Consider the following 25,769-nt stretch of genomic DNA (forward strand, 5'->3'; position numbering starts at 1 on the left):
CCGTCCCGATCACGGTGGCGGGCAGCGGCATCTCATCCGGCCGGAGGCCAGGCGACGCCGCGCAGCCACGCGTGCAGCGCGGCGAAATCGGCGTCGGTCAGTCCCCGGGCCGGATCCACGCGGTGCAGCAGGAACGGCCCGGGGTGCGCGGCGGCGACCCAGTCGCGGTCCACGGCGCCGATCTCGTCATCGACCCAGACGAACGGCTCCGAGCCCGCCCACTCGACGATCAACGGCACCTTCCAGTGCAGCCCCCGCGGGCCCGGAGACCCCTCACCGTCGCCGCCCGACCCGCCCAGCACCGGCAGCGGCGGCAGCCCGACGCGCGGCCCGACGATCTCGTCGGCCTCCCCCATCCACGTCGTGGCCCACACCATCCGGCACCCCAGCCCCAGCAGCCGCGCCCCCACCCCGGGATCGAGCCGCTCCAAGGGATCGACGGACCCGGCCGCGACCCCGAAGGGGATCAGCGGCCCGTCGACATCGAGAAAGAGAAAGGGGCGCCGCACGGGCAGGGAGCGACGTTCGGTGGAGTGGGTCACGGCCGCACGACAGGGGACGCGCGTGGTCGCCGACAGTGATGCCCCGGCAACGCAGGGGTGTGTGGAAAAAGCCCAGTTCAGGCCCCCGCTCCGATACGGGTTTCCGCCCAGTGCTGGCCATGCGGCAAGATGGGGTGTATCTGCCCTCACGCGGTGGAGCCGCTTGACGCGGACCCGTACTTCGACTGCCGGACGGTTTCTCTTGGCTGAGTTCATCTACACCATGCGCAAGACGCGCAAGGCGCACGGCGACAAGGTGATCCTCGATGACGTCACCCTGAACTTCCTTCCCGGAGCGAAGATCGGTGTCGTCGGCCCGAACGGTGCCGGTAAGTCGACGGTCCTGAAGATCATGGCGGGGCTCGAGCAGCCGTCGAACGGTGACGCGTTCCTGTCGCCGGGCTACAGCGTCGGCATCCTCATGCAGGAGCCGGAGCTCGACGACTCGAAGACCGTGCTGGAGAACGTCCAGGACGGCGCCCGCGAGATCATGGACAAGCTCAAGCGCTTCAACGAGGTCGCCGAGCTCATGGCGACCGACTACAGCGACGAGCTCATGGAGGAGATGGGCAAGCTCCAGGAGGACCTCGACCACGCCAACGCGTGGGACCTCGACGGTCAGCTGGAGCAGGCCATGGACGCCCTGGGCTGCCCGCCCGGCGACTGGCCCGTCACCAACCTCTCCGGTGGTGAGAAGCGCCGCGTCGCCCTGTGCCGGCTGCTCATCGAGGCGCCCGACCTGCTGCTCCTCGACGAGCCCACCAACCACCTCGACGCCGAGTCCGTGAACTGGCTGGAGCAGCACCTGGCCCAGTACAAGGGCACCGTGGTCGCGATCACTCACGACCGGTACTTCCTCGACAACGTCGCCGAGTGGATCCTCGAGCTCGACCGCGGTCGCGCCATTCCCTACGAGGGCAACTACTCGACCTACCTGACCAAGAAGTCCGAGCGGCTCAAGGTCGAGGGCAAGAAGGACGAGAAGCGCCAGAAGCGCCTCAAGGAAGAGCTCGAGTGGGTGCGGTCGAACGCCAAGGGGCGTCAGGCCAAGTCCAAGGCGCGTCTGGCCCGCTACGAGGAGATGGCCGCCGAGGCCGAGAAGACCCGGAAGCTGGACTTCGAGGAGATCCAGATCCCGCCGGGCCCGCGTCTGGGCAGCGTCGTCGTCGAGGTCAACAACCTCAACAAGGCCTTCGGCGAGAAGGTCCTGGTCGACGACCTCAGCTTCACGCTCCCGCGCAACGGCATCGTCGGCGTCATCGGCCCGAACGGTGCCGGCAAGACGACCCTCTTCAAGATGATCCAGGGTCTCGAGACGCCGGACTCCGGTTCGATCAAGGTCGGCGAGACCGTCAAGATCTCGTACGTCGACCAGAACCGCGCCAACATCGACCCGAAGAAGACCCTTTGGGCCGTCGTCAGCGACGAGCTGGACTACATCAACGTCGGCCAGGTCGAGATGCCGTCGCGGGCCTACGTGTCCGCCTTCGGCTTCAAGGGCCCGGACCAGCAGAAGCCGGCCGGTGTGCTCTCCGGTGGTGAGCGCAACCGCCTCAACCTCGCGCTGACCCTCAAGCAGGGCGGCAACCTGCTGCTCCTCGACGAGCCGACGAACGACCTCGACGTCGAGACCCTGAGCAGCCTCGAGAACGCGCTGCTCGAGTTCCCGGGCTGCGCTGTCGTGGTCTCCCACGACCGGTGGTTCCTGGACCGAGTGGCCACGCACATCCTCGCCTACGAGGGCGAGTCCAAGTGGTTCTGGTTCGAGGGCAACTTCGAGTCGTACGAGAAGAACAAGATCGAGCGGCTCGGTGCCGACGCGGCCCGCCCGCACCGCGCCACCTACAAGAAGCTGACCCGCGGCTGATGGCTCGCCACGTATACGCCTGCCCCCTGCGCTGGGCGGACATGGATGCGTACGGACACGTCAACAACGTCGTGTTCCTCCGGTACCTGGAGGAGGCGCGCATCGATTTCCTGTTCCGCCCGGACAAGGACTTCCAGCAGGGGTCTGTCGTGGCGCGCCATGAGATCGACTACAAGCGGCAGCTCGTGCACCGGCACACCCCGGTCAGCATCGAGCTGTGGGTCACCGAGATAAAGGCCGCGTCGTTCACGCTCGCCTACGAGGTCAAGGACCCGGACCAGGTGTACGTCCGGGCCGCGACGGTCATCGTGCCGTTCGACTTCGAGGCGCAGCGGCCGCGCCGGATCACCGCCGAGGAGCGCGAGTTCCTCGAGGAGTACCGGGACGACGACGTGGACCGTGCGGAGGCGCTCGCCGCATGAGCGGGACCGCAGCGCCCGTGCTGCACTTCGCCGACGCCGGGGAGGCGGCGGATCTCGCCGCCTTCCTCGGCCGGCTGCTGCACTACGACAAGGCGGCCGCGGTACGGCTGCAGGCGCAGGCCGGCGGGCAGGCGCTCGCCGTTTTCGGCCGGCCGCCCTCGTTCGAGGTGCTGGCCGTCCGGGCCGTGCGGCTGCTCAAGCCGTACGAGAACGGGGTCGAGGACGCGCTCGACGTCACCGTGTCCGCGGGGGAGCTCCTGGAGTCCGTGGACGAGGCGGCCGGGACGGTCGCCGTTCCGGCCGCGGTGACCGGGCCGCCGTGGGCGGGGGTGCTTCCTCCTCGCGGAGGGTGGCGGGTCGTCGAGGACTTTCCCGGTGGGGAGGCCCTGCGGGGGCTCGTGCGGGCCGCGGTCGTCGAGTTCCGGGAGCGGATCGAGGGGCTGGAGCCCGAGGCGCGGACCCGGAGTGAGCTCGATCGGGTCGGGCGGGAGATCTGGTCCCGGGAGATCGGGGGCAGCGGGGTTCCCGTCCGGGTGGCTCATGCGGCTGTTTCCCTGGGATTTCTGCGCGGGGAAGCCGTTGATCTGCTCGTTGCCGGGGCGTGGGTTCGGCTGCGTACGGCGTATGGGGCGGTTGTCTATCGGCGGGTGTCGGCCGGGCTCGGCGGGTTGTCCGTCAGTCCCGTCTGAGGCGCGAGCCACGCGCGCCGTAGCTTCGCCCGTCTCGTCGGCGAGTGCCGGCCGGTGGGGCTTCTCGCGCCCCGCGACGGAGTCGCTGATCGGTACAGCCCCGCGCCCCTGAAATGCAGACCCTTCGGGTCGCATTTCCCCGATACGGGTTACCGCTCCTGGTCGTCCGGCCACACCTGGATATGGTCCGACTCCAGTTCCAGCATCACGCGGTCCCGCATTTCCAGGGACTCCGTGTATTCGGCGGGGAGTTGGAGGCGGCCCGCGCGGTCCAGCATCGCGTACTCGCGGGAGACCAGGGACTCCTGGCCCGTGGTCGCGTCGACCTGGGTGTGGCGGAGCACCTCCGTCGAGGTGCGGCCGTCGCGGATGGCCACGGTGCGGCGCACCTCCGTCGCCACCGTCTGGTCGTGCGTGACGATGACGACGGTCGTGCCCAGTTCCTCGTTCGCCGTGCGGAACGCGGCGAAGATCTGCTCACCCGTGTGCGAGTCCAGTTCACCGGTCGGCTCGTCGGCGAGGAGGACCTTCGGCTCGTTGGCCAGGGCCACCGCGATCGCCACGCGCTGCTGCTGGCCGCCGGACATCTGCTGCGGGCGGCGGTTCCGGCAGTCGGCGACGCCCAGCAGGTCGAGGAGTTCGGCGGCGCGGGCCGCCTTCTTCGAGCGGCTGGTGCGGCCGCGCAACTGCATGGGCAGGGCCACGTTCTGACTGGCCGTGAGGTACGGGAGCAGGTTGCGGGCGGTCTGCTGCCAGACGAAGCCGACGGCCTCGCGGCGGTAGCGCAGGCGGTCCTTCGCGGTCATGGTGAGCAGGTCGTACCCGGCGACCTTGGCGGCGCCCGCCGTGGGCTCGTCGAGGCCCGCCAGAATGTTCATCAGGGTCGACTTGCCGCTGCCCGAGGCGCCGACCAGGGCCATCAACTCGCCCTCGCGGACCAGGAGATCGAGGCCCTGGAGCGCCTGCACCTCGACGCCGTCCGTCGTGAAGATACGGACCAGGCGGTCGCAGCTGATCAGGGCGTCGTGGCCGAAGGCCGGCCGGTCCCGGTGGGCGGTGGCCCGCTGTTCCAGGTCGGCGAGGGTGGGGCCGGCGCCGGTCGTGGTGCTCTCTGTCGTCATGGCTGTACGGCCTCCCCGTTCGTCGACGTCAGCTCGTTCGAGTCGTGTGTCATGCGGACTCACCCGCCCGCAGCTCCTTCACCGAGCCGCGCCGCCCCGCCCACCAGGCCTGCAGCGCCGCCACCCCGACCGCGACACCGAGCACGCACACGGCCGGTACGGCGAGGGAGAGCGGGTCGGTGGTCAGCCGGGAGACGGCGGCGCTCCTGGCGTCGGCGAGGGCCAGCGTCGACAGGTCGAGTCCGGGGGCCAGCAGGCGGATCGCCGCCCAGCCGGTGAGCGTGCCGCCGGCCGCCGCGAGCAGCGCCTGCGGCAGGGCTTCCAGGATCAGCAGGCGGCGGCCCTGGCGGCGGGTGAGGCCGAGGGTGCGCAGCCGGGCCAGGAGCGCGAGCCGTTCCGGGGTGGCCCGGGCCAGCGACAGCATCAGCGCCAGCACGGCGAACCCGGCGCCCGCCGCGACGGCCGACACGTACACGTCGGTCGCGCCGGACTGCAGCGGCGAGTCGACGTAGCGGGCGCGCTCGGCGGCGAGGGTCTGGACGACGACGCCGCTGCCCGCCGCCTTGCGCAGCGCGTCGCCGTCGATCGCGTCGCCGGTCAGCAGCAGGGTGCTCGGGTCGGTGGTCGTGCCGCTCGCCCGGCCGAACCCGGCGGCGTCCATGACGAGGAAGTCGCGTTCGTCGTCCGCGAGGGCAGGGGTCGTAGGACGGACGGCGGCGATGCGGACGGGCAGTTCCTGGCCGTTGACCTGGAGGGTCAGGCGGCCGTCCGGGAAGCGGCGGGCCAGGGAGGACGAGGCGAGCGCCGGGACCGGGCCCTTGCCGCCCGCCACCGGCGCCAGAGCGTCCACCGGGAACGCGCCCAGGCCCGTGTGCCGGGACAGCCGGGCGTAAGCGGCGCGGTCCACCGCCGCCACGCTCACCTGGCGGCCCGTGCCGGTGCGCAGGTCGGTGCGCAGCGCCACCGGGGCGACGTCCCGGACGCCGGGCACCGCCTTCACCCGGGCCGCGGTGCCGTCGGGCAGCGGCTGGGACAGGGCGACCCGGGCGTCCGCGCCGGTCGCCAGGAGGGCGGCCCGGTTGCGGGCCGCGTCGATCCCGGCGAGCACGCTGCCGCCGAACGCCGCCGTGGTCAGCGCCGTCAGCAGGGCCAGCAGCGGCAGCACCGCCGTGCCCGCGCCCGCCTGCGCGCGGCCCGCGCGGGCCAGCGACAGATAGCCGACCGCTCCGCGCAGCCGGGACATCGGGCCCGTCAGCCGGCGCAGCGGCAGCGGGTAGAGCCGGACCAGGAGGAACGCGGCGACGACCCCCACGAGGACCGGGGCGAGCGCGACCAGGCTGTCGCCCTCGCCCGTGCCGCGCCGGCGCAGCGCCACGATCGCGCCGATCGCGAGGACGAGGACGGTCAGTTCGGCGACCGTGCGGCGGGCCGAGGGGCGGGCGGTGGCCACGTCGTCGCGCTCGGCCTGCATCCGCACCGTGCGGTGCGCGAACAGGGCCCGCACGGGCAGCGCCGCGCACGCGAGCACCGCGACGGCCGCCGCTCCCAGCACGGCGGGCGGCAGCGTGCCGTGGTCCGTCGTGCGGACGGCGAGGAAGCAGCCGAGGGCCGCGGCGGGCACCGCCACCACGGCGCTCTCCGCGCCGAGCCGTCCCGCGATCCCCTTCAGGGAGGCGCCGCGCGAGCGCAGCAGCGCGAACTCGCCCCGGCGCCGGTCCGCGCCGAGGCCGCCCGCCATCAGCAGCACGATGCAGGCGACGGTCGCCGTCCCGTAGGCGGCGACCGACACGACGGGGGAGATCCCGGAGCGCAGCCGCTCGTAGGAGGTGAGGGCGTCGCCGAGGCCGGACGCGATGAACGTGTAGGGCGCGTTCGTCGCCTCGCGCGCCTTCAACAGGCCCTGCCCCGCCGTCATGTTCGCGAGCATGCCGCGCAGCCGGGGCAGGTCGGAGGCGGTCAGGTCCGAGCCGTCGGGCAGGTACTGGAGGTACTGCTCGGGCTTGCCGTCCGTCTGCAGCAGGACGGGCGCCGCGTCCGGCGGCAGGATCAGGCCGGCCAGCCAGTAGCGGGGCGACTCGGGGTCGCGGGGGTCCTCGTGCTTGAGCTCGGGCGTGCGCAGCAGGGTGTCGATGCCCCAGTAGCCGCCCGCCGGGTCGTCGGGCGTGACGACGCCCGTGATCCGTACGGTGATCCGCTTCTCACCGCCCGCGGGGAGGTGCAGCACCGAGCCCGGCTTGAGCCGCATCCGCTCGGCGACCGGCCCGGTCACGGCGGCCTCCACCTCCGAGGCGGCCGCGACCTTGCGCGGCAGCCGGCCCGTCACCTCGGTGGCGTGGCCGGCGAGGGCGCCCTGCGCGTAGAGCTGGAAGCGGGCGGGCCGCCGGTCGGGCCGGGGCAGCCACGTCTCGTCTGCGGCGAGCGCGTTCGTCGAGCGCACCCCGTACGAGGAGGCGTGCGCGTCGACCTCGAACGGTGCGGGCAGCAGGCCGTGGACCGTGCGGAACGCGTCGCGGACGACGTCCTCGCGCAGCAGCTGCGCCCGCTCGGAGTCGGGCCGGCCGATGCCGGGCTCGGCGGTCGTGACGGCCAGCACGGCGCGGTGCGGCGGGAGTTCGGCGACGGTGCGGCGCAGTCCGTCGTCCTCGTAGCCCGCGACGGCGCGCGGGAACGCGGCGGCGAGGAACGCGGCGAGCAGCACGAGCACGCCGAGCGCGGCGGCCGCACCGGGCGCGGTGCGCAGCCGGGTGCGCACCCAAGGGGCGGTGGGAGCCGCCATGTCACTCGCCTCCCTGCGTGCGCAGCACGGACGCGAGCTGCGGCGGCCGGCGCAGCGCGAGCGCCGCGATGATCAGTACGGGGGTCAGGGCGACGCCGCCGAGCAGCAACGCCACCTGTGACGGCGGAAGCTGGATCAGCACCTCGGGCACGGGCCGGGACGCGTCCCCGGTCAGCACGATCAGCGGCACCACGGCCCGGGTCAGGAACGCGCCGAGCGCCGCGCCCACGAGCAGTCCGATCGTGACGAGCACGCCCTGCTCGGCGGCGACGAGCCGGGTCAGGCGGCGGCGGGACGCGCCGAGCGCGGTGAGGACCGCGAACTCGTCGCCGCGTTCGCGCAGCGAGCCCACCGTGTTGACCGCGAAGCCGACCGCCGCGAGCGCGGCCGCGACCAGGGCCGCGGCCGACAGGGCGGACTGCGGGCCCGCGCCCAGCGGGTCGTCGCGCAGCGCGTCCACCAGCTCGGCGCGCGCGGTCACCTGCGAGGCGTCGACGCCGGGCAGATCCCGCGCGGCCGCGGCGGCGCGCGCGTCATCGCCAGGCTTCGTGGTCAGCCACCACTCGTCGGGGTCGAGCGCCGGGTACCCGAGCTCGGTGAGGGCGCGGTTCGCCGCGTGCAGGTCGAGGAGGACGGCTCCGCCGTCGCGCTCGGGGTCGGCGGCGCCGGTCGTCGGCAGGGCACGGACCGATCCGGCGATCCGGATCCGTACGGTGCCGGTGGGCACCGGCAGGTCCATCGTGTCGCCCTTCTTCAGGTCGGCCGAGGCCAGGAACCGGTCGGTGGCCACCGCCGGGACGGTGAGCGCCACCTGCCGGCGCACCGTGAGCCGCACCGTCGTGCTCGGCGTCGCCACGAACCATCCGGCGTCCTCGGCGGAGACGAACCCGGTGTCGTACGTGAACGCGAGACCGGAGCCGGCCCGCTCCACGCGCGGCGCGGTCGCCGGGGCGTCCCCCGCGGAGGCCGGGTCGTCCCCGCCCGTCGTGCCCTCGGGGTCCGGCAGCTGAGTGCGCCAGCGCGCGGCGGACAGGTCGAGCGGCTCCTCGGCCCCCGCCGCCGTGCGGGCCCGCACGGACCGCAGGGTGACCCGCTGCGAGGCGTTCTCGCCGAGGTGCTGCTCCGTCACGAACTCCAGGCCCGTCAGGCGCAGCGGGTACGCGGCCCGGCCCAGACCGGTGTCGAGCCGGTGCTCGCGGCCGTCGACCGGGAGCTTGCCGAGCGTGAGGCGGTACGGCAGGCCGAAGCGGTCCACGACCGTGGCCGCGACCGCCGTCGTCTCGCCGGGCGGCGCGCCCTTCCCACCGGAGACGGTCTTCGCGCGCAGCGCGAACGAGAGGCTCGCCGCGTCCTTCGGCACCGGCGCCCCGGGGTCGGCGGAGCGCGCCGGACGCACCGCGCCGAGCACCTTCCCCGGCGTCGAGCCGGAGAGGTCGTCGCGCATCAGCATCCCGTCGTGGACGCGGGCCGTGTCCAGGGCCAGCGCGGTGCTGGTCCGGCCGCTCTGCAGCGGGACCTCGACGCGCCGCGCGGGCGCCGCGTCCTCGACGCCCGGCACCGCCGGATACGCCGCCGCCTGCGCCATGCCGGGCTCCGTGCCCTGCACCCGCACCGACGCGCCCGCCCGGAAGTCCGCCTGGTCCCGCTGCGAGCGGTCCCACGAGGCGCCCTGGCCGACCGCGAGCATGCCCATCGCCGAAGCGAGGACGAGGAGCAGCACCGGGCCCGCGCCGCGCATCGGGCGGCGGCTGAACTGCCAGCCCGCGAGCGCCGTCGACAGACCCCGGCCGCGGGCGGCGCCGCGCTCCGCGAGCCGCGCCACCGGCGGCAGCAGCCGCAGCGTGAGGACGGTGCCGGCGAGCAGCGCCAGCGCGGGCGCCACCACGAGCAGCGGGTCGATGCCGAGACTGCCCTTGCTGTCGCTGCTCAGCGCGCCCGTGCCCGAGGTCTGCTGGTCCAACTGCCAGTAGGCGACGGCCGCGACGACCAGCAGGCCCACGTCCGCGCCGGCCCGCAGCGGCGCCGGCAGCGCCCTGGCCCGGCCGCCGCCGGGACCCTGCGCGGTCAGCGCGGGCAGCGTCACCGCGAGCGCGCAGCCCACCGCGACGCCGATGCCGACCAGCCACACCGAGGCGGCGCCCACCCCCACGTCGAGCTTCAGGCCGATCCGGGACAGGGCGCCCTGCGCGGCGACGAGCCGGGTCAGCGGGCCCGCGAGCAGCGGCGCGCACACCGCGGCGGGCAGCGCGAGCAGCAGCGCCTCGCGGGCCGCGAGCGAGGCGATCCGCCCCCGGGAGCCGCCGCGCGCCCGCAACGTCCAGGTCTCCCCGGCCCGTTCGGCGCTCAGCAGCCGCGCCACGAGCAGCAGCGCGTATCCGGCGAGCAGCACCAGTTGCAGCGCCACGATCAGCAGGGTGGACCGCGACACGAGCAGGGCCCGCTCGGCCCGGGTCAGCACGTCGGGCAGAGAACCGGTGACCGTCACCGAACCGGCGAGCGCCGGGTCGTGCTCCAGTTGCCGGGTGCCCGCCCGCGCCGCGTCGCGCAGCGCGTCGATCCGCCCGGTGGTCACCGCCGAGAAGTCCGCGGTGGCCAGCCACGCCGACTCGCCCACGCCGACCCGGCCCCCGGACAGCACCGACGGGTCCGCCATCAGCGGCCCGTACGTCGTGAAGCTCACCTTCTGCACGCCGTGCCCGCCGAGCTCGTCGAGCGCCCAGTACGGGGACTGCGGGCGGGCCGGGCGGTAGACGCCGGTCAGTTCGACGGTGAGCTTCTTGCCGCCGAGCCGGTCGGTGAGGACGAGACGGTCACCGGGCGCGAGCTTCAGCTGCTGCGCGGCGGCCTGGGGCAGCGCCGCCTCGACCGTCTTTCCGGGGACGGCCCGGGGGAGCCGGCCGTCGGTCAGCTTCACCTCGGAGCGGTCGAGGACCGCGAACCTGGTCAGATCAGGCCGGTCCCGATCCGGTCCCGGCAGCGCGTACGCGCCCGACGCGATGAGCGACTGACGGCGCACCGGAAGTCCGTCGAAAGCGCGGTCCGTGCCCTTGCGGACGGCCGCCCCGGCGGCGTCGCGGCCGGACACCGGCACGTCCGCCTTCACCACGAGCGCGGTCGTCGTAGCGTCCCGGGTGCGCAGCATGTGCCGCAGCGAGGCGTCGCCGATCGCCCCCGAGAACGCGCTGAGCATCGCGAGGACGGACGTCGTGAGCAGGACGGCGAGGACGGCCGCGGTGAGCAGCAGGCGGTGCGCCCGCACCCGCAGGAGGACGAAATCCCACACGCCAGCCGCCCCCGTATCCCCTGCGCTCTACGCCGTACATCCCCGAAAGTCTGTCCGGATGTTGTCAGAGGCGGTACGCATTGCGGAAGAGGTCTGGACCGGATCGTGACCGGAATGTGGAGCCCGTGTGCCGGAGATCGGGCGGAGGCGGTGCCTCCGCCCGGGGGCGCGCGGGGTGGGGCGGGCTCAGCCGGCGGTGTTCACCATCGAGGCCGCCGCGTACGTCAGGTAGTTCCACAGCGTGCGCTCGTGCTCCTCGGACAGGCCGAGCTCGTCCACCGCGTCCCGCATGTGCCGCAGCCACGCGTCGTGCGCCGCGCGGTCCACCTGGAACGGCGCGTGCCGCATCCGCAGCCGCGGATGCCCCCGGTGCTCGCTGTACGTGCGCGGGCCGCCCCAGTACTGCATCAGGAACAGCACGAGCCGCTCCTCGGCCGGGCCCAGGTCCTCCTCCGGGTACATCGGACGCAGCAGCGGGTCCGCGGCCACGCCCTCGTAGAACCGGTGCACCAGGCGGCGGAACGTCTCCTCGCCACCCACCTGCTCGTAGAACGTCAGCTCCTGAAGCGTGTCGCGCGGGATCTCAGTCACCCGTCCATCGTCTCAGACGCCCCGGCCGAGGACTCGGGGCTTAGGACCCCGCCCGGCCCGGTCCCGGGGCTCGCCGAACCGTGGCCGCCGGGGCAGGGTGGACATATGGGTGCAGAGCACGCCGACGCCGAGGGCGGCGACAGCGACGGTGACCTCGCGGTCCGTGCGGAGCGGGCACGGGCCGCACTCGTGCGCGAGATCGAGCTGAACGGGGCCTTCGACGCCGATCCCCGCTGGCGGGACGCGTTCGCCGCCGTGCCGCGCCACCTCTTCGTGCCGTACTACATCGTCGGCGTCCCCGGCGGCTACGAGCGGCTGTGGGGGCAGGATCCCGACCCGCGGCGGCGCCTGCGCTGGCTGGAGGGCGCCTACGCGGACCAGCCGCTGGCCACCCGGATGCGGGACGGGGAGCTGATCTCCTCCAGCAGCCAGCCCTCGCTCATGGCGACGATGCTCGTCGAGCTCGGCGTGGAGGACGGGGACCGGGTCCTGGAGGTCGGCGCCGGCACCGGCTACAACGCGGCGCTGCTCGCGCACCGGCTCGGGCCCGACGCCGTCACGACCGTCGACCTCGACCCCGAGATCACCGAGTCGGCGCGGGCCCATCTCGCCGCCGCCGGGTACCGGGCGGTCGTCGTCACCGGGGACGGGGCGCGCGGGTGTCCCGAACGGGCGCCGTTCGACCGGATCATCGTGACGTGCGCGCTGCGCGGGGTGCCGTTCGTGTGGCTGGAGCAGTGCCGGCCGGGGGCGCGGATCCTGGCGCCGCTCTCCACGGGGATCGTCGTGCTCACGGTGCGGGACGCGGGGTTCGCGCAGGGGAGGTTCCTGAGCACCTCGGCGTACTTCGTCGCCCTGCGGGGGGCCGGCGGCGGGGAGGCCGGATCAGGGTGGGCCGGCCGCCTGCCGAGGAGTCTCGTACGGGACGAGGTGTTCCGGTTCGTTCTCACGCTGGTCGGCGAGTACGGGGGTGTGGACGCGCGGGAGGTGCTCCGGGTGTGGGAGCGGGAGGGGCGGCCGGGGCGTGAGCGGTTCGGGGTGACCCTGGATCAGGGCCGGGCCTATGCGTGGCTGGACGATCCGGCGGGGCCGCATGTGTGGCCTCTGCGGGGTTCCGCCTAAGGGGGAGCCGCTTGCTCGCCGTCGGCGGGTGCGGCTCGCGTCGTGGCTGGTCGCGCAGTTCCCCGCGCCCCTGAAATGCAGGCGCTGCGCGCCGCATTTCCCCGATCAAGGCGCAGGGCGCCTTTCATCCGGGGAAGGCGCGGCGAAGCCGCATGCCTTCCAGGGGCGCGGGGCTGTGTCCATCAGCGGCTCCGCCGCGGGGCGCGACCAGCCCCCACCGGCCGTCAGTCGACGAACCGGCCCAGAACGCTCAGCCGCGATGGATCGTGATCGTCGTCCACGCGCCCACGTGGACGCGGTCGCCGTCCTGGAGCGGGATGGGGACGAAGGGCTGGATGGGCTCGTCGCCGCCGTTGACCGTCGTGCCGTTCGTCGAGTTCTGGTCGACGACCGCCCACGAACCGTCCGGCTGCTGCACGAGCACCGCGTGCTGGTGCGAGACCCCGGGGTCCTCCGGCGGCACCGACAGGTCGATGTCCGGGGTGTCCCCGGTCGAGTGCCGGCGGCGGCCGATCGAGATCTGGTTGCCCACCAGCTCACGGCGCTGCTCCGGCGAGTACGCGGGCAGGTTCAGACCCGACGCCTCGGGACCGCTGCGCTGCATCATCGCCATGAAGTACTCGCGGTCAGGACCGATCGTCGCCGACCAGGTCACAGGCCCGGGCGGACCGGGCTGCGGCGCCGGCGGCATCGGCTGCTGCTGGAAACCATGGGGCGGCGGCGCGGGCGGGCCCGGCTGCTGCGAGGACGGGGGCGAGATCACCCAGTCGTCCCCGCCGCCGAAGGACGGGGCGGGCGGCGCGGGCGGACCGGGCGGGCCCGGCTGCACCGGCGCCGGGGGAGGCGGCTGCTGCTGGAAGGCCTGCGGGACACCGCCGCCCGTCGCGTGCGGACCCGGCGGCGGAGCCATCGGCCCCGAGGGGTCGCCCCCGAACGGGTTCGGCGGGATCGGCTCGGCCGGCCGGTTCACCTGCGAGGGCCGCGAACCCTGGTACTCGTACGGGTCGGGCCCCTGCGGCGGCTGCTGGAAGCGCAGCGCCGGATTGGCGCCCTGCGCCCCCTGCGGGCCACCGGAGGTGTGCGGCAGCGGCGGGTTCGGCGCGGCCGGGGTGTACGACGTCGCCGTGTTCGTGAGGAAGTTCCAGCGGCACTCCTCGCAGAACGGCGCACCGCCCTCACGCGGCGTACGGCACTGCGGGCACAGTTCGGGCGCGCCCGGTCCGCCGCCCTGCGGCGCCTGCGGCACCGACGGGCCGGGATATCCGTAACCGGCGGCCGGGGGCGGCGGCGGGGGCGGGGGCACGGCACCGGCCATGCGGTGACCGCAGACCTCGCACCAGTCGTCGGAACCCGACTGGTGTCCGTTCGGGCAGGTCGGCATGTCGGCGCTTCCCCCTCTCCTTCACGTGCCTGGCTGTCAGGCGTACTGCTCGTCGTCCTGCGTCAGGCGTGCTTCTTCAGGCTTGTTTCTTCACGCGAACCGTCTTGGTGGACCGGGTCTCGAGAGTCATCTCGTCGGCCTCCGCGACCTTCGCCTTCAATCGAACAGTACCTTCCGCGGCATCCACCACGTCCACCACCTTCGAAAGCAGCTTCGCGGTGTCCGCGTTTCCGGAGAGCGCCGCCAGCTGCACCGCGCGGCCCAGCTTCGCGGTCGCCCCGTCCACGTCTCCGGCCTTGCGGGCGTCCAGCCCCTGCTGGATGACCTGCGCCAGTTCGGCCTGGCCCGTGTAGTGCGCGACCTGCGGATTGATCGACGTGGACGCCGCCATGTCGTCCGTCCACACCGCCCGCACCAGCCCCTGCGACAGCGTCTGCGCCGTGCCGTCGGGCTGCGGGATCACCAGCGAGACCCGGGCCGCGAGCATCTCCTGGCCCAGCTCCGCGTTCGGCACCCGCACGCACACGTGGTAGTCGCGGGACTCGTCGCCCCACGAGCCCGTCGGATAGTCACCGGCGCGCGGGCCCGCCTCGGTGCGGCGGTCGGTCAACTCCTCGACCGCGGGCGCCACCTGCTTGACGAACGTGATCTCGGAGCCGAGCGGGGTCCACAGGCGCAGCGCCACGTCCGCGACCTCCTTGCCCATCGCCGTCTCCATCATCTGCGTGAAATCCCCGGCCAGATGTGCCGGATCCGCGACGATGTCCGCCGTGCCGAGCAGCGCGGAGGCGATCCCTGTGACCTCTTTCACCTCCCAGTCGGTGCCGACCCCGCGCGCATCGCACGTGAAGCGGCCCGCGCAGTGGTCGAGCGCGGCCTTCAGGTCCTCCGGCGACTCGTGCTCGTTGCGCCCGTCGGTCAGCAGGATGCCGTGCCGCACCGCCGTCGGGGACACCTCGGGCGAGGACAGCAGCCGGTCGGCCAGCCGCAGCCACGTGCCGATCGCGGTGCCGCCGCCCGCCGACAGCTTGCGCAGCGCCTGCTTGGCCTGCTCGCGGGTGGCCGGGTCCGCGACCGCGAGCCGGCCGCCGCCCGGATAGACCTCCCGCGCCACGTGCGTGCCGTCGATCACCGCGAAGCGCACCCCGTCGCGCAGCGTGTCGATCGCCGCCGCCGACGCCTCGCGGGCACCGCGCATCTTCGTCGGCGGATAGTCCATCGAGCCCGAGCAGTCCACCATCAGCGCGACCGCCGCGTCCGGGCCCCCGCCCGCGCTGTACAGGTTCGGCGCCCCCACCGCGCCGCTCGCCGCGCCGACGGTGCCCCCGCCGGTGGACGTGACCGTGACGATCGCGTTGACGTCACGGCCGCCCTCCGGCAGGTACTCGTTCTGGTAGACCTCCACCGAGAACTGCGGGGCGTTCGATTTCGAGAAGTTGGCCATGTGACAAGTCCCCCTGCTGTATCAGGCCTTCTGTGGCAGACCGGATCAGGCCGATCCTGCCCCCGTCGGCGGGACGGGGAACGGCAGCACCGCCACTGTTACGTTGTCGTGCCCGCCGCCGTCCAGGGCGTGACCGACCAGAACCTGCGCCGCGTGCAGCGGCCGCGCCGCCGCGTCGGCCGGGACGGCCCGCGCCATGTCCTGCGCCGACTCCGCGTAGTTCCACAGCCCGTCCGTGCACACCACGACCACCCCGGGCCGGTCCGGCTTGAACGAGGCGGTGTGCGGCTCCAGTTCGTACGCGTCCGCGCCGAGCCAGCCCGTGATCGCGTGGGCCCGCTCGTCGGCGTACGCCTCCGCCTCGTTCATCAGGCCGGCCGCCACCATCTGCGCCGCCCACGAGTCGTCCTCGGTGAGCCGGGCCGCGGGCGCGGTCCGGTCGTCCGGCACCCAGTAGGCGCGCGAGTCGCCGACCCAGCCGACGACGAGCAGCTCCTTGGTGACGACGGAGCCGACGAAGGTGCAGGCCGGCGCGTTCTGGTGCGGCTGGTGCTCGCGGGCCGTCTCGGGCTCCGCCGCCAGCGCGTTCACCGCGTCGGCCGCCGCCACGATCGCCTCGTGCAGCGCCTGCTGCGGGTGCGTCCCGCGCGGCAGGGACTCGTGCAGCGCCTCGTTGGCCGCCCGGGACGCGGCCAGGGACGCGTCGTCCGGCCGGGTCGCCGAGGACACCCCGTCGCAGACCACGGCGACCACCGCGGGGGAGCCGTCGGGCAGCGCCGCCGACGACACCGCGAACGCGTCCTCGTTGCGGTGGTGGCGCAGGCCCCGGTCGCTGACCGCGGCGACCGCGCCCAACTCCTGCTCCATGTGGTCGCGTTCGCGCGGCTGGGCGTGCCCGCAGTTCTCGCAGTAGCCGTCCGGGTCGACCTGCCCGGACCGGCACGCCACGCACAGCTTGGTGCCGGCCGGCGGCGTCGCCGCCTCCAGCTCCTGCGTCGTCGCCGTCCGCGGGTCGGGCGCCGCGAGCCGGAAGTCCTCACCGGAGTCGTCGGCCGCCGCGTCGGGCCCGTCGAAGCGGACCGCCGTGGGCAGTTCACCGCCCGCCGAGTCCGTGCCCTCCAGATCGGTCGGCAGATGCACCGGCGCGGGAGTGTCCGAGCTGTCCACCTCCTGCGCGGCCGGCCACTCCACGGAGGCGGCCCCGGGCTCGCTCTCCGCCTCGTTCTCCGGCCCGAGGTCGGGTGCGGCCATCGTCAGCGTCGGCCGGTCGTCCGGCCCCGCCGACAGGTCGTACCCGCACGCGCCGCAGAAGCGGTCGCTCTCCTCGAGCGGTTCCGCGCAGCTGGGACACACTGACATGGCGGCCGCCTTCTGCGTCTGCGACATCAACTCACACCCACGTCCGGGGGCGGTAACGGTTGGCCCGCTCCACCAGTTCGATCCTCTCCTCGCCCCGCCGGGCGAGCCTGGCCAGTGTCCGGTACGAACGCTCCAGGCCCAGGCGCAGGCCGCGCTCGTCCAGGTCGCTGCCGAGCACCGCCGCACGGGCGGGGGCCTGCGGCGGAGCGGAACCCTGCCTACCGGAGAGTACCCAGTCCAGCGCCGTACCGAGGACCTCGGTGGACAACTCCTCGCGGCGCACGGCGTCCAGGCCGAACGCGTCGAGCGCCTCCACCTGCCCGGCCGCCGCCGTCAGATCCCCCAGCAGCGGGTCCCCCTGCGGGGCGCCCCCCGCCGTCCGGCCGCGCAGCCGGGCCCGTACGGCGGCGACCCGCGCCGCCGTGTAGTGGATCGACGCCTCCGGCACCGACTCCAGGGTGCGCACCGCGCCGCCCCGGTCCCCGGCCGCCCACTGCACGCGGGCGAGACCGAACGCGGCGCTCACATAACTCGGGTCCGTCGCCCACACGAGGCGGTAGTACTCCGCCGCGTTGTCCAACTGGCCGAGCACCTCCGCGCACACGCCGAGCGCCAGCTTCGGCGCCGGCTCGCCCGGGAACGCGTCGTAGATCGCGTCGAACGACAGCGCCGCGTTCGCGTGGTCGCCCGTCGCGAGCGCCGCCACGCCCCGGTACCAGACCACCCGCCAGTCGTCCGGATGGTCCGCCTCCAGCGCTGTCAGGCCCCGGTGCGCCGAGTCCATCTCGCCCATCTCCAGGCGGGCCCGCAGCTCGCGCAGGCGCAGCTCCAGGGAGCCGGTCGGCGCCGCGTGCAGCGCCGCGATCAGCTCGGCGGGCGCCGACGCCATCAGGCCCGCCAGGAACCCGGCGTTCGGATCGCCCGGGTCGACCCGCGGCACCGGCAGGGCCAGCGCCGTGGCGGCCGCCGCGAGGGGGCGCACCAGCTCGGCCGGGGACGGCGGGAGCGCGGGGCGGTCCGGGGCCGCGGGCAGCGCCGCCGCACCGGACCCGCGCCGCCGGCGCTCGGGCACGGTGCGCACCCCGAGCCGCGACACGTCCCCGTCCAGGACGCGGAACAGCTCGGTGTCCGTGACCTTCACCTCGGGGCCGAACAGGGTGGAGAGCGCGGGCCGGGGCCGGTTCGTCTGCAGCGCCACGACCTCGCGCAGCACGCCCGTCAGCTGCTCCGCCATCTCCTGCGCGGACGCGAACCGGCGCGCCGGGTCCGGGTCCGTGGCCCGCACGAGGAGCCGGTAGAAGGACTCGTAGCGGCGGAAGACCTCGATGGTGTCCGGATCCGGCAGGGAGTCCACGAACACGTTCGTGTAGCCCTGGAAGTCGAAGGTCAGCACGGCGAGCGTGCGGGCCACCGTGTAGAGGTCGGAGGCGACCGACGGGCCGAGCTCGGCGACCTCCGGCGCCTGGTATCCGACCGTGCCGTAGATCGCCGACTCGTCGTCGTCCATCCGCCGGACCGCGCCCATGTCGATGAGCTTGAGCTGGTCCTCGGTCTGGATCGCGTTGTCGACCTTGAAGTCGCAGTACAGGAGATTGCGGCTGTGCAGGTGACCGAGCGCCTCCAGGGCCTCGATCCCGTACGCGCACGCCTGCTCCACCGGCAGCGGGTCCCGCTTGCCGTCCGGGGTGCGCCGCTCGTTGGCGATCTCCTTGAGCGACTTGCCGCCCACGTACTCCATGACGATGTAGCCGTCCATGGAGCCGGTGCGCTGGTCGAGGTGCTCGACGAAGTTGTAGATCCGCACGATGTTGCTGTGCTCGATCTCCGCCAGGAAGCGGCGCTCCGAGATCGCCGCCGCCATCGCGTCCTGGTCACCCGTGTCGAGCAGGCCCTTCAGGACCACCCAGCGGTCCGACACCGCGCGGTCGATCGCCAGGTACACCCAGCCGAGACCGCCGTGCGCCAGACAGCCCACGACCTCGTACTGGCCGTGCACGATGTCGCCCGCGGCCAGCTTCGGCACGAACGAGTACGGGTGCCCGCACTTGGTGCAGAACCCTTCCGTCCGGCCCGGCCGGTCACCGCGCGCCCGGCCCACCGGCGCCCCGCAGTCCGAGCGCGAGCAGAATCGCTTCCGCTCGGGCACCTCGGGATGCTTCTGCACCATCGCGCGCGGGTCGGGCCGCGGCACGTCCGGCACCCGCACCAGACCGGCGCCCAGCCGAGCCCGGCCCGAACTGCTCGCCGAGGCGCCCGAACTGCGCACCGACACCGACCGCGACGTCGAACTCCCCGACAGCGAACGCGAGAGCCGGCCCGACACCGAGCGGCGCGACTGCGAGGACCGCGACGAGGTCCGCGACGACGCCCGCGCGCTCGACGAGCTCTGCGAACCGCGCGAACCGCCGCCCGCGATCCCGGTCGGCGGCGACGACACCATCCCGTTCGCCGCGACCACCGGGGCCAGCCCGCACGTGTCGCAGTACAGCTCGCCGCCGCCCACGTCCTCGTACCGGCCGCCGCAGCCGGGCCGCTGACAGGTGCCCGGAGGGCGGGGCGCGGGCGACGCCGAGGCGTGCGTCGCCGCACTGCGCGACGACCCCTCCGACAGGGCGCCCGCGGGCGCCGCCGGCTTGAGGCCGCACGTGTCGCAGTACAGCTCCCCGCCCATGTCCTCGTAACTGCCCGTGCAACCGGGCCGCGTGCACTTCACGGCTACGGCTCCCCCCTCCGGTCCGTGGGCGCGGCCCCCGCGGGCCCGCCCGGTGACGACAGCGCCTCGGCCGCCGCCCGCTGATAGCGCAGCACCGCCGCCTCGGCCGCCCGCAGATCGCAGGGCGCGCTCCACAGCATGCGGCGCGCCGCGTCGTACCGCTCCACCAGGAACGGATCCTCCGCGTAACCGAGCCGCGCCACCTTCGCCTTGTACGCGTCCAGGCGGCCGCGCAGCTCCGCGCGCACCGCCAGCGGCGCCGTCACCGCCGTCAACGACTCGCGGGCACGCAGCAGTTCGTCCTCCGCCTTCGACTCCAGGGACTCGAGCAGCGGCGAGAGGCGGTGCCACTGGCCGTGCCGCCGGTAGTCGGCCGCCGCGGCGAGCTGCTCCTGGAGGGCCGTCGGCGGGCCCGACACCGCGGGCACCTCCGACGCGGCGATCTTCGCGAGGACCTCCCCGCGCGCCGACCGCGCCTCCGCGAGCGTGCGGTCCGCCCGCGACAGCACGTCCCGCAGCTTGCCGAGCCGCGCCTCCGCGTCCTGCCGGACCGTCAGCACGGCCTCGATCTCCCGGCGCACCTCGTCGAGCGCCCGCGCCTGCCGGTCGTACGCCGCCGTGTCCGGACGGCCGCCGCCCGGCGCCGAACTCCCCGGCGCCTTCTGCCAGTACGCGAGCGGGTCCGACACCACCTCGGAGCGCAGCCGGGTCAGCGCACCGGTGATCCGCTCCAGGTCGTCGCCCGCCGGATGCTCACCGGGACGCACCCCCACCGAGTGCGCCAGCTGGCGGGTGCGCCCCAACTCGGCCGCGAGCAGGTCTATCCGGGCGGGCAGCGCCGACCAGACGGCGTCCGCGGCCACCACCATGTCCAGGGAGGACGCGTACAGCTCGTTCATCCGCTCCACGAGCGCGGCCAGCGTGAACCGCTCCGACAGCTTCGCCGGACCCGTGATCGACGACGGCGCGGAGCCGCCCGCGCCCGAGGCCACCGTCACGCACTCGCCGCGCAGCAGCTCGGTCAGCTCCACCAGATCGTCCCGGCTGGACCAGCGGCGCCGCGACCGGATCTCCCGCGCCGTGCGCAGCGTGCCCGCGTACGCGTCGAAGTACGTCCACAACAGCGTGATCGCCTGCTCGGCCGACGCCCAGCGGTCCCGGGTCGTCCCGGTCAGCTCGGCGCCCTCCAGCAGGCGGCGTCCCGCGTGGTCCTGGAGCGCGAGCAGCGAGGTCTCGACCGCCTCGTGCTCGGCGCCGAGCCGGGCCAGGGCACGGTCCACCTCGTCCCGGTCCATCACCGGACCAGGGGGTCCCGCGTCGCCCATCGATCACCTCTCGCTGTTCGTCGTGCCGGTGTGCGGGTCACTTGTACTTCGGGGCGGGCGGCCCGTCGGACGCGCCGAGCGCCGGCTTGAGCCAGAAGTCGTACGACTTCTGCCAGCCGCCGTCCTCGCGGTAGTCCTCCAGCACCTTGTTGACCCGGCGCACCAAACCGTCCGCGTCCTTCTTCATCGCGACGCCGTAGTACTCCTCGGTGAACGGGTCGCCCTTCAGCTCCACCGTCGGGTCCTGCGCGGCCTGGCTCGCCGCGAGCGCGCCGTCGGTCACCACCGCGTCGACCTCGCCGAGCTGCAGCCGCACCAGGCAGTCCAGCTGGTTCGGCACCGTCGTCGAGATGTCGGCGCTGGCCGGCAGCTTGCCGGACTTCTTCGCGGTGTCCAGCGTGTCGAAGGCGGTCGAACCGGTCGCCGTGCAGATCCGCTTGTCCGCGAGCGACGGACCGAAGCCCTTGATGTCCTTGTCGGTCTTCGGAGCGAGGACCTGCTGGCCCGTCTGGAAGTACGCGGTCGAGAACGCCACGTCCTTCAGCCGCTCACAGCTGATCGTCATCGTGCGCACGACCATGTCGACGTCGCCGCGCTGGATCGCCGGGATCCGCTCGTTCGTCGGGATGGCCTTGAGACGCACCGCGCTCGGGTCGCCGAGGATCTCGCCCGCGATCTCGTGCGCGAGATCGATGTCGAAGCCCTCCAGCTCGCTCTTCTTGTCCTGGTTGTTGGGATCGCGGTAGCCCCAGCGGTAGCTGTTCTGGTCGACGCCGACCGACAGATAGCCGCGGTCCTTGATCTCCCGCACGGCGTCCCCGGACTCGTCGCCGCTCGGACGCAGGCTGCGCTCCGGCTCCTTGCCGTCCACGCCCGCCTCGCAGTCCGTCGCCCGCGCCTGCGTGCCGTCGGCCACGCCCGCCGAGCCCATGCCCGCGCCGTCGGCCGGCGCCGCCGTGCGCTGCGTCAGGGGGAGCAGCAGCGCGAACACCGCCGTCAGGGCGCACACCACCGCCATCGCCGCCACGCCGCCCCAGCCGCGCAGACTCACCCCGCGCGTCCGTCGCTCGTCCATCACCGCACCCCCTCTCACCGGTACTCCGAAAGCCGGCGCCCGATGCCGAGCACGGCGGCCGCCGCCGCGAGCACCGCGAGGACCGCCGAGCCGACCACGAGACCCGTCATCGCGTCCCGTCCGTCGCCCGCGTACGTGTCGAACTGCTCCTGCTCGTGCGCCAGCGCCTTGTCGAGGCTCTGGTCGACCTGGTCGAAGCACTCACCCGTCGGCTTCTCCTGCTTCGAACCGATGATCTTGTCGAGGGCGCCCTGGTAGTTGCCGGAGTCGTCCTGCGCGCGGGCGTCCTCGTGGCGCTTCAGCCATTCCTTCATGCCGCTGTTCGCGGTGCCGACCGGGGTACGGCCCGAGGCGTCGTCGGCGAGCGACGCGGCCTCCTTCAGCCGGCCGCCGAGCAGGTCCATCTGCTTCTGGAAGTCGACGTCGTACTTGTCCTTGGTCTCGCCCTGCACGGACACCGTCTCGGCGCCACGGCTGACCAGCGTCAGGTTCTCGTTGCCCCGCGCCTTCAGGGAGGCGATGCTCGCGTCGTGCAGCACGTTCAGCGAGCGAACCCCGTGGTCGTACGAGGAGTCGAGGCCGCTGCGCGCCACCGTGTGACCCACCACCAGCCACAGCAGCACCACCGTCGTCGCGGCGGTCGCGCCGAGCAGGCCCTGGTTGAACACCCGGTTCGTCCGACGGTAGTTGCGGCGCTGGGCCCAGCCGAGGGCGCCGAGCGCGACGACGCCGAGCGCGATCGCGATCCACGGGTACGGGGTCGCCGCGTCGTAGTCGTCCCGCAGCCGCTGGTTCTCCTTCGTGTACAGGTCCTCGGCGGCCGGGAGCATCTCGGTCTGCATCTTCTGGTTCGCGTACCGCAGATACGCGCCGCCCAGCGGGAAACCCTGCCGGTTGTTGGCGCGGGCGCGCTCGATGAGGCCCTTGTACTGGGGCAGCAGCGTGTTCAGACGCGCGATCGTGCGGGCCGAGGGCGTGTCGGGATCGGTGCTGGCCGCGGCCCGCACCAGCTTGTCGGCGGCCCGGCGGATGTCCTTCTCGTACCGGTCGCGCACCGCCGCCGGTTCCTGGCCCCCCGCCAGGAACCCGCTGGACGCGGCGGTGTTCGCGTCCGCGAGCGAGCGGTAGATGTCGGCGGCGTCGGCGCTCAGCGGCTGGCTGGAGTGCAGCACGTCGTCCGCGGCGCTCGAACGGTCCGTCATCTGCCAGGCCGTCGTCGCGCCGAACGCGACGACGAGCAGGGCGAGTACGGCACCGATGATGCGGAGCCGGCCCGGCTCCGTGATCGCGGCCGCCTTCAGGCGGTCGACGCCCTCCGCCCAGGCCGTGCGTCGCGGCGGGGCCGGGGCCGTGGGGGGTGCCGGGGCGTTCGTCGGTGGGGCCGGGGACGGGCCGCCCCGGGTCTGTGGCGGCACGCTCGGCATCGTCGGCGGAGCCGCGCTCCCGTTCGGCGGGTGTGTCACTCGCCCCTCCCCCATGGTCGTCCGGTCGCCGCGATTATCGCTGCCGCGGTGGGCATCCGCACAGGGCTTCCCTGGATCTTGTGTGAACCCCCCGCTGTGGAACACGTGATCGGGCGCTCCGCGGTTCCGTCCGACCACGCGCCGTGGCCCCACCGGTCCGTCGCCGCCTGCGGGCCGGTGGGGGCTGACCGCGCAGTTCCCCGCGCCCCTGGAGATGCGCACTTCGTGCGCGATCTCAGGGGCGTTCATGCATCGGGGAAATGCGCCCGAAGGGCATGCATTTCAGGGGCGCGGGGCTGTGTCGATATGCGGCTCCGCCGCGTGGGCGCGACCAGCCCCCACCGGCCCGCGGACGGTCAACGGGCGTAATGACCCCGGGCCTTCGTGTACCCGCCCGGTGGAGCCCCCACCGCGTCGAGGCCCAGCAGCACCGCCCCCAGCACGGGCGGTTCCGTCACGACGCGGGGGTGGGCCTTCGGGGCCCGGGACGACAGCAGCTCCCGGATCGTGGAGTCCAGCAGCGCGTGCCGCGCCGCGAGGACGGCCCCCCCGAGCAGCACCGGAACCTCCGCCTCCAGCAGGTCGAGCCGGCGCAGCGCCACCACCGACATCGCCACGATCTCCTCGGCCATCCGCTCCACGAGCCCCCGGGCCACCGCGTCACCCTCGGCGGCGACCGCGAAGAGCACGGGCGTGCACTCGTGCCGCCGCGCCACCGGGATCCGCCCCAGATGCATCGCCTCGATGAGCGCGTACATGGAGCCGAGCCCGAAGTGCGCGGGCAGCGCCCGCATCAGCGCCGTCGGCTCGCCGCGCCCGTCCTCGGCCCGCGCCGCGAACCACAGCGCCTCCTCGGCGAGGCCGCCCCCGCCGCCCCAGTCCCCGGAGATCTTGCCGATGGCGGGGAAGCGGGCGGTGCGCCCGTCGGGCAGCATGCCGACACAGTTGACGCCGGCCCCGCAGACGACGGCGACGCCGCGCGGCTCCGCGTCCTCCAGGAGCCCGGCCCGCAGCACCGCGAACGTGTCGTTGTGGACCTCGACCCGGTCCGCCGCCGACCAGCCGCGCCGCCGTACCTCCGCCGCCAACTCCCGTTCCTCGACGGGCAGGTCCGCGTTGGCCAGGCACGCCGAGACGTGCTCGACCGTGTCGACGCCGGCCTGTGCGAAGGCCCGTCCGACGACGTCCGCCAGCACGTCGACGGCCTCGCGGACGCCGACCCGGGGCGGCTGGAACCCGCCGCCGCGGGCCGCGGCGACGACGGTGCCGTCGGCCGCGACCACCGCGACGTCGGTCTTGCTGTTGCCCGCGTCGATGGCAAGGACGCTCATGCCCACGCGAGGTGCTCCCGGTTGTGCGCGATCAGCTGGTCGGTGAGCCGGTCGGCGTACTCGATCTGGCCGATCAGCGGGTGGGCGAGCAGCGCCCTGAAGACCCGGTCCCGGCCGCCGCGCAGGGCCGCCTCCAGGGCCAGGTCCTCGTACGCGGTGACGTTGGCGATCAGCCCCGCGTACAGCGGGTCGAGCGCCGGGACGGGCAGCGGCCGGGCGCCCTTGGAGCCGACGGCGGCCTGCACCTCGACGACGGCGTCGTCGGGCAGGAACGGCAGGGTGCCGTTGTTGTACGTGTTCACAACCTGGTGCGGGGAGCCGCCCCCGCCGAGCAGCGACGCGGCGAGGTCGACCGCGGCCTCGCTGTAGAACGCGCCGCCGCGCTTGGCGAGCAGCGCCGGCTTCTCGTCCAGCGTCGGGTCCCCGTACATCTGGAGCAGTTCGCGCTCCATCTCGGCGACCTGCGCCGCGCGGGACGGCTTGGTGCGCAGCTCGGAGACCACGGCGTCGTGCTGGTAGTAGTAGCGCAGGTAGTACGAGGGGACGACGCCGAGCCGGTCGACGAGGGTGCGCGGCATGTGCAGGTCCTCGGCGATCGCGTCGCCGTGCTCGGCGATGAGCCGCGGCAGCACGTTCTCGCCGTCCGGGCCGCCGAGCCGCACGCCGAGCTCCCACGTGAGGTGGTTGAGGCCCACGTGGTCCAGGTGCACCTCGCCCGGCGTCACGTCGAGGAGCTTCGCGAACTTGCGCTGGAAGCCGATGGCCACGTTGCACAGGCCGACGGCCTTGTGCCCGGCCTGGAGCAGCGCCCGGGTGACGATGCCGACCGGGTTGGTGAAGTCGATGATCCAGGCGTCCGGGTTGGCGCGCCGGACGCGTTCGGCGATGTCCAGGACGACCGGCACCGTGCGCAGCGCCTTGGCGAGGCCGCCCGCGCCGGTCGTCTCCTGGCCGACGCAGCCGCAGTCCAGCGGCCAGGTCTCGTCCTGGTTGCGCGCGGCCTGACCGCCGACGCGCAGTTGCAGCAGCACCGCGTCCGCGCCGGCGACGCCCGCGTCCACGTCGGACGTGGTGCGCACGACGCCGGGGTGGCCCTGCTTGGCGAAGATGCGCCGCGCGAGGCCGCCGACCAGTTCCAGGCGGTCGGCCGCCGGGTCGACGAGGACGAGCTCCTCGATGGGCAGCGTGTCCCTCAGCCGCGCGAATCCGTCGATGAGTTCGGGGGTGTAGGTCGACCCTCCGCCGACCACAGCGAGCTTCATATC

At 73.9% G+C, this 25,769-nt stretch carries 18 protein-coding genes; 4 read left to right on the forward strand and 14 right to left on the reverse strand.

Annotated elements, in window-relative coordinates; genetic code table 11:
- Nucleotides 1-32: 32 nt before the first annotated feature.
- On the reverse strand, nucleotides 33-542 hold the full coding sequence (locus tag IAG42_RS23205) for an HAD domain-containing protein (RefSeq protein ID WP_188338880.1): 510 nt from the start codon (nucleotides 540-542) through the stop codon (nucleotides 33-35).
- A gap of 202 nt (nucleotides 543-744) precedes the next feature.
- On the opposite strand from IAG42_RS23205, the gene ettA reads away from it, so the two are divergent.
- The 3 genes from ettA to IAG42_RS23220 are packed head-to-tail and all read left to right on the forward strand — an operon-like array spanning nucleotide 745 to nucleotide 3,520.
- The gene (ettA, locus tag IAG42_RS23210; RefSeq protein ID WP_188338881.1) at nucleotides 745-2,409 is read left to right on the forward strand and encodes an energy-dependent translational throttle protein EttA; all 1,665 of its coding nucleotides are present in this window, start codon (nucleotides 745-747) and stop codon (nucleotides 2,407-2,409) included.
- Entirely contained in the window at nucleotides 2,409-2,831 is a 423-nt protein-coding gene (locus tag IAG42_RS23215; RefSeq protein WP_188338882.1) for an acyl-CoA thioesterase, read from the forward strand. The genes ettA and IAG42_RS23215 overlap by 1 nt, the downstream gene beginning before the upstream one ends.
- Complete coding sequence (locus IAG42_RS23220) at nucleotides 2,828-3,520, forward strand: hypothetical protein (RefSeq protein WP_188338883.1); 693 nt, start codon at nucleotides 2,828-2,830, stop codon at nucleotides 3,518-3,520. The genes IAG42_RS23215 and IAG42_RS23220 overlap by 4 nt, the downstream gene beginning before the upstream one ends.
- Nucleotides 3,521-3,669: 149 nt before the next feature.
- Here IAG42_RS23220 and IAG42_RS23225 read toward each other — a convergent pair whose 3' ends face one another.
- From IAG42_RS23225 to IAG42_RS23240, 4 genes are all read right to left on the reverse strand, one after another.
- Nucleotides 3,670-4,641 (reverse strand): ABC transporter ATP-binding protein, encoded by a 972-nt coding sequence (locus IAG42_RS23225; RefSeq protein ID WP_188338884.1) that lies wholly within the window; start codon nucleotides 4,639-4,641, stop codon nucleotides 3,670-3,672.
- 49 nt (nucleotides 4,642-4,690) lie between these two features.
- Entirely contained in the window at nucleotides 4,691-7,417 is a 2,727-nt protein-coding gene (locus IAG42_RS23230) for an FtsX-like permease family protein (RefSeq protein ID WP_188338885.1), read from the reverse strand.
- Between the two features lies 1 nt (nucleotide 7,418).
- Nucleotides 7,419-10,700 (reverse strand): ABC transporter permease, encoded by a 3,282-nt coding sequence (locus tag IAG42_RS23235; protein ID WP_188338886.1) that lies wholly within the window; start codon nucleotides 10,698-10,700, stop codon nucleotides 7,419-7,421.
- Between the two features lie 186 nt (nucleotides 10,701-10,886).
- A complete protein-coding gene (locus tag IAG42_RS23240; protein ID WP_188338887.1) occupies nucleotides 10,887-11,291 on the reverse strand; it encodes a globin in 405 nt (134 codons plus the stop codon).
- Between the two features lie 105 nt (nucleotides 11,292-11,396).
- On the opposite strand from IAG42_RS23240, the gene IAG42_RS23245 reads away from it, so the two are divergent.
- Nucleotides 11,397-12,413 (forward strand): methyltransferase domain-containing protein, encoded by a 1,017-nt coding sequence (locus tag IAG42_RS23245; RefSeq protein ID WP_188338888.1) that lies wholly within the window; start codon nucleotides 11,397-11,399, stop codon nucleotides 12,411-12,413.
- A 250-nt stretch (nucleotides 12,414-12,663) separates the two neighbouring features.
- Here IAG42_RS23245 and IAG42_RS23250 read toward each other — a convergent pair whose 3' ends face one another.
- From IAG42_RS23250 to IAG42_RS23290, 9 genes are all read right to left on the reverse strand, one after another.
- Complete coding sequence (locus tag IAG42_RS23250) at nucleotides 12,664-13,794, reverse strand: FHA domain-containing protein (RefSeq protein ID WP_188338889.1); 1,131 nt, start codon at nucleotides 13,792-13,794, stop codon at nucleotides 12,664-12,666.
- A 76-nt stretch (nucleotides 13,795-13,870) separates the two neighbouring features.
- Nucleotides 13,871-15,238 (reverse strand): vWA domain-containing protein, encoded by a 1,368-nt coding sequence (locus IAG42_RS23255; protein WP_188338890.1) that lies wholly within the window; start codon nucleotides 15,236-15,238, stop codon nucleotides 13,871-13,873.
- Between the two features lie 45 nt (nucleotides 15,239-15,283).
- Complete coding sequence (locus tag IAG42_RS23260; protein ID WP_223206133.1) at nucleotides 15,284-16,597, reverse strand: PP2C family serine/threonine-protein phosphatase; 1,314 nt, start codon at nucleotides 16,595-16,597, stop codon at nucleotides 15,284-15,286.
- Between the two features lie 31 nt (nucleotides 16,598-16,628).
- Complete coding sequence (locus tag IAG42_RS23265) at nucleotides 16,629-19,268, reverse strand: serine/threonine-protein kinase (RefSeq protein ID WP_188341565.1); 2,640 nt, start codon at nucleotides 19,266-19,268, stop codon at nucleotides 16,629-16,631.
- A gap of 44 nt (nucleotides 19,269-19,312) precedes the next feature.
- On the reverse strand, nucleotides 19,313-20,635 hold the full coding sequence (locus IAG42_RS23270) for a hypothetical protein (RefSeq protein ID WP_188338892.1): 1,323 nt from the start codon (nucleotides 20,633-20,635) through the stop codon (nucleotides 19,313-19,315).
- Between the two features lie 37 nt (nucleotides 20,636-20,672).
- On the reverse strand, nucleotides 20,673-21,710 hold the full coding sequence (locus tag IAG42_RS23275) for a glutamate ABC transporter substrate-binding protein (RefSeq protein ID WP_188338893.1): 1,038 nt from the start codon (nucleotides 21,708-21,710) through the stop codon (nucleotides 20,673-20,675).
- A gap of 14 nt (nucleotides 21,711-21,724) precedes the next feature.
- Entirely contained in the window at nucleotides 21,725-23,134 is a 1,410-nt protein-coding gene (locus tag IAG42_RS23280) for a hypothetical protein (protein ID WP_384625647.1), read from the reverse strand.
- A gap of 395 nt (nucleotides 23,135-23,529) precedes the next feature.
- Entirely contained in the window at nucleotides 23,530-24,504 is a 975-nt protein-coding gene (locus IAG42_RS23285; protein WP_188338895.1) for an N-acetylglucosamine kinase, read from the reverse strand.
- Entirely contained in the window at nucleotides 24,501-25,766 is a 1,266-nt protein-coding gene (locus IAG42_RS23290) for a 6-phospho-beta-glucosidase (protein WP_188338896.1), read from the reverse strand. Before IAG42_RS23290 ends, IAG42_RS23285 begins: the two co-directional genes overlap by 4 nt.
- Nucleotides 25,767-25,769: the final 3 nt, after the last annotated feature.

It is taken from the genome of Streptomyces xanthii, from assembly GCF_014621695.1.
GTDB lineage: Bacteria > Actinomycetota > Actinomycetes > Streptomycetales > Streptomycetaceae > Streptomyces > Streptomyces xanthii.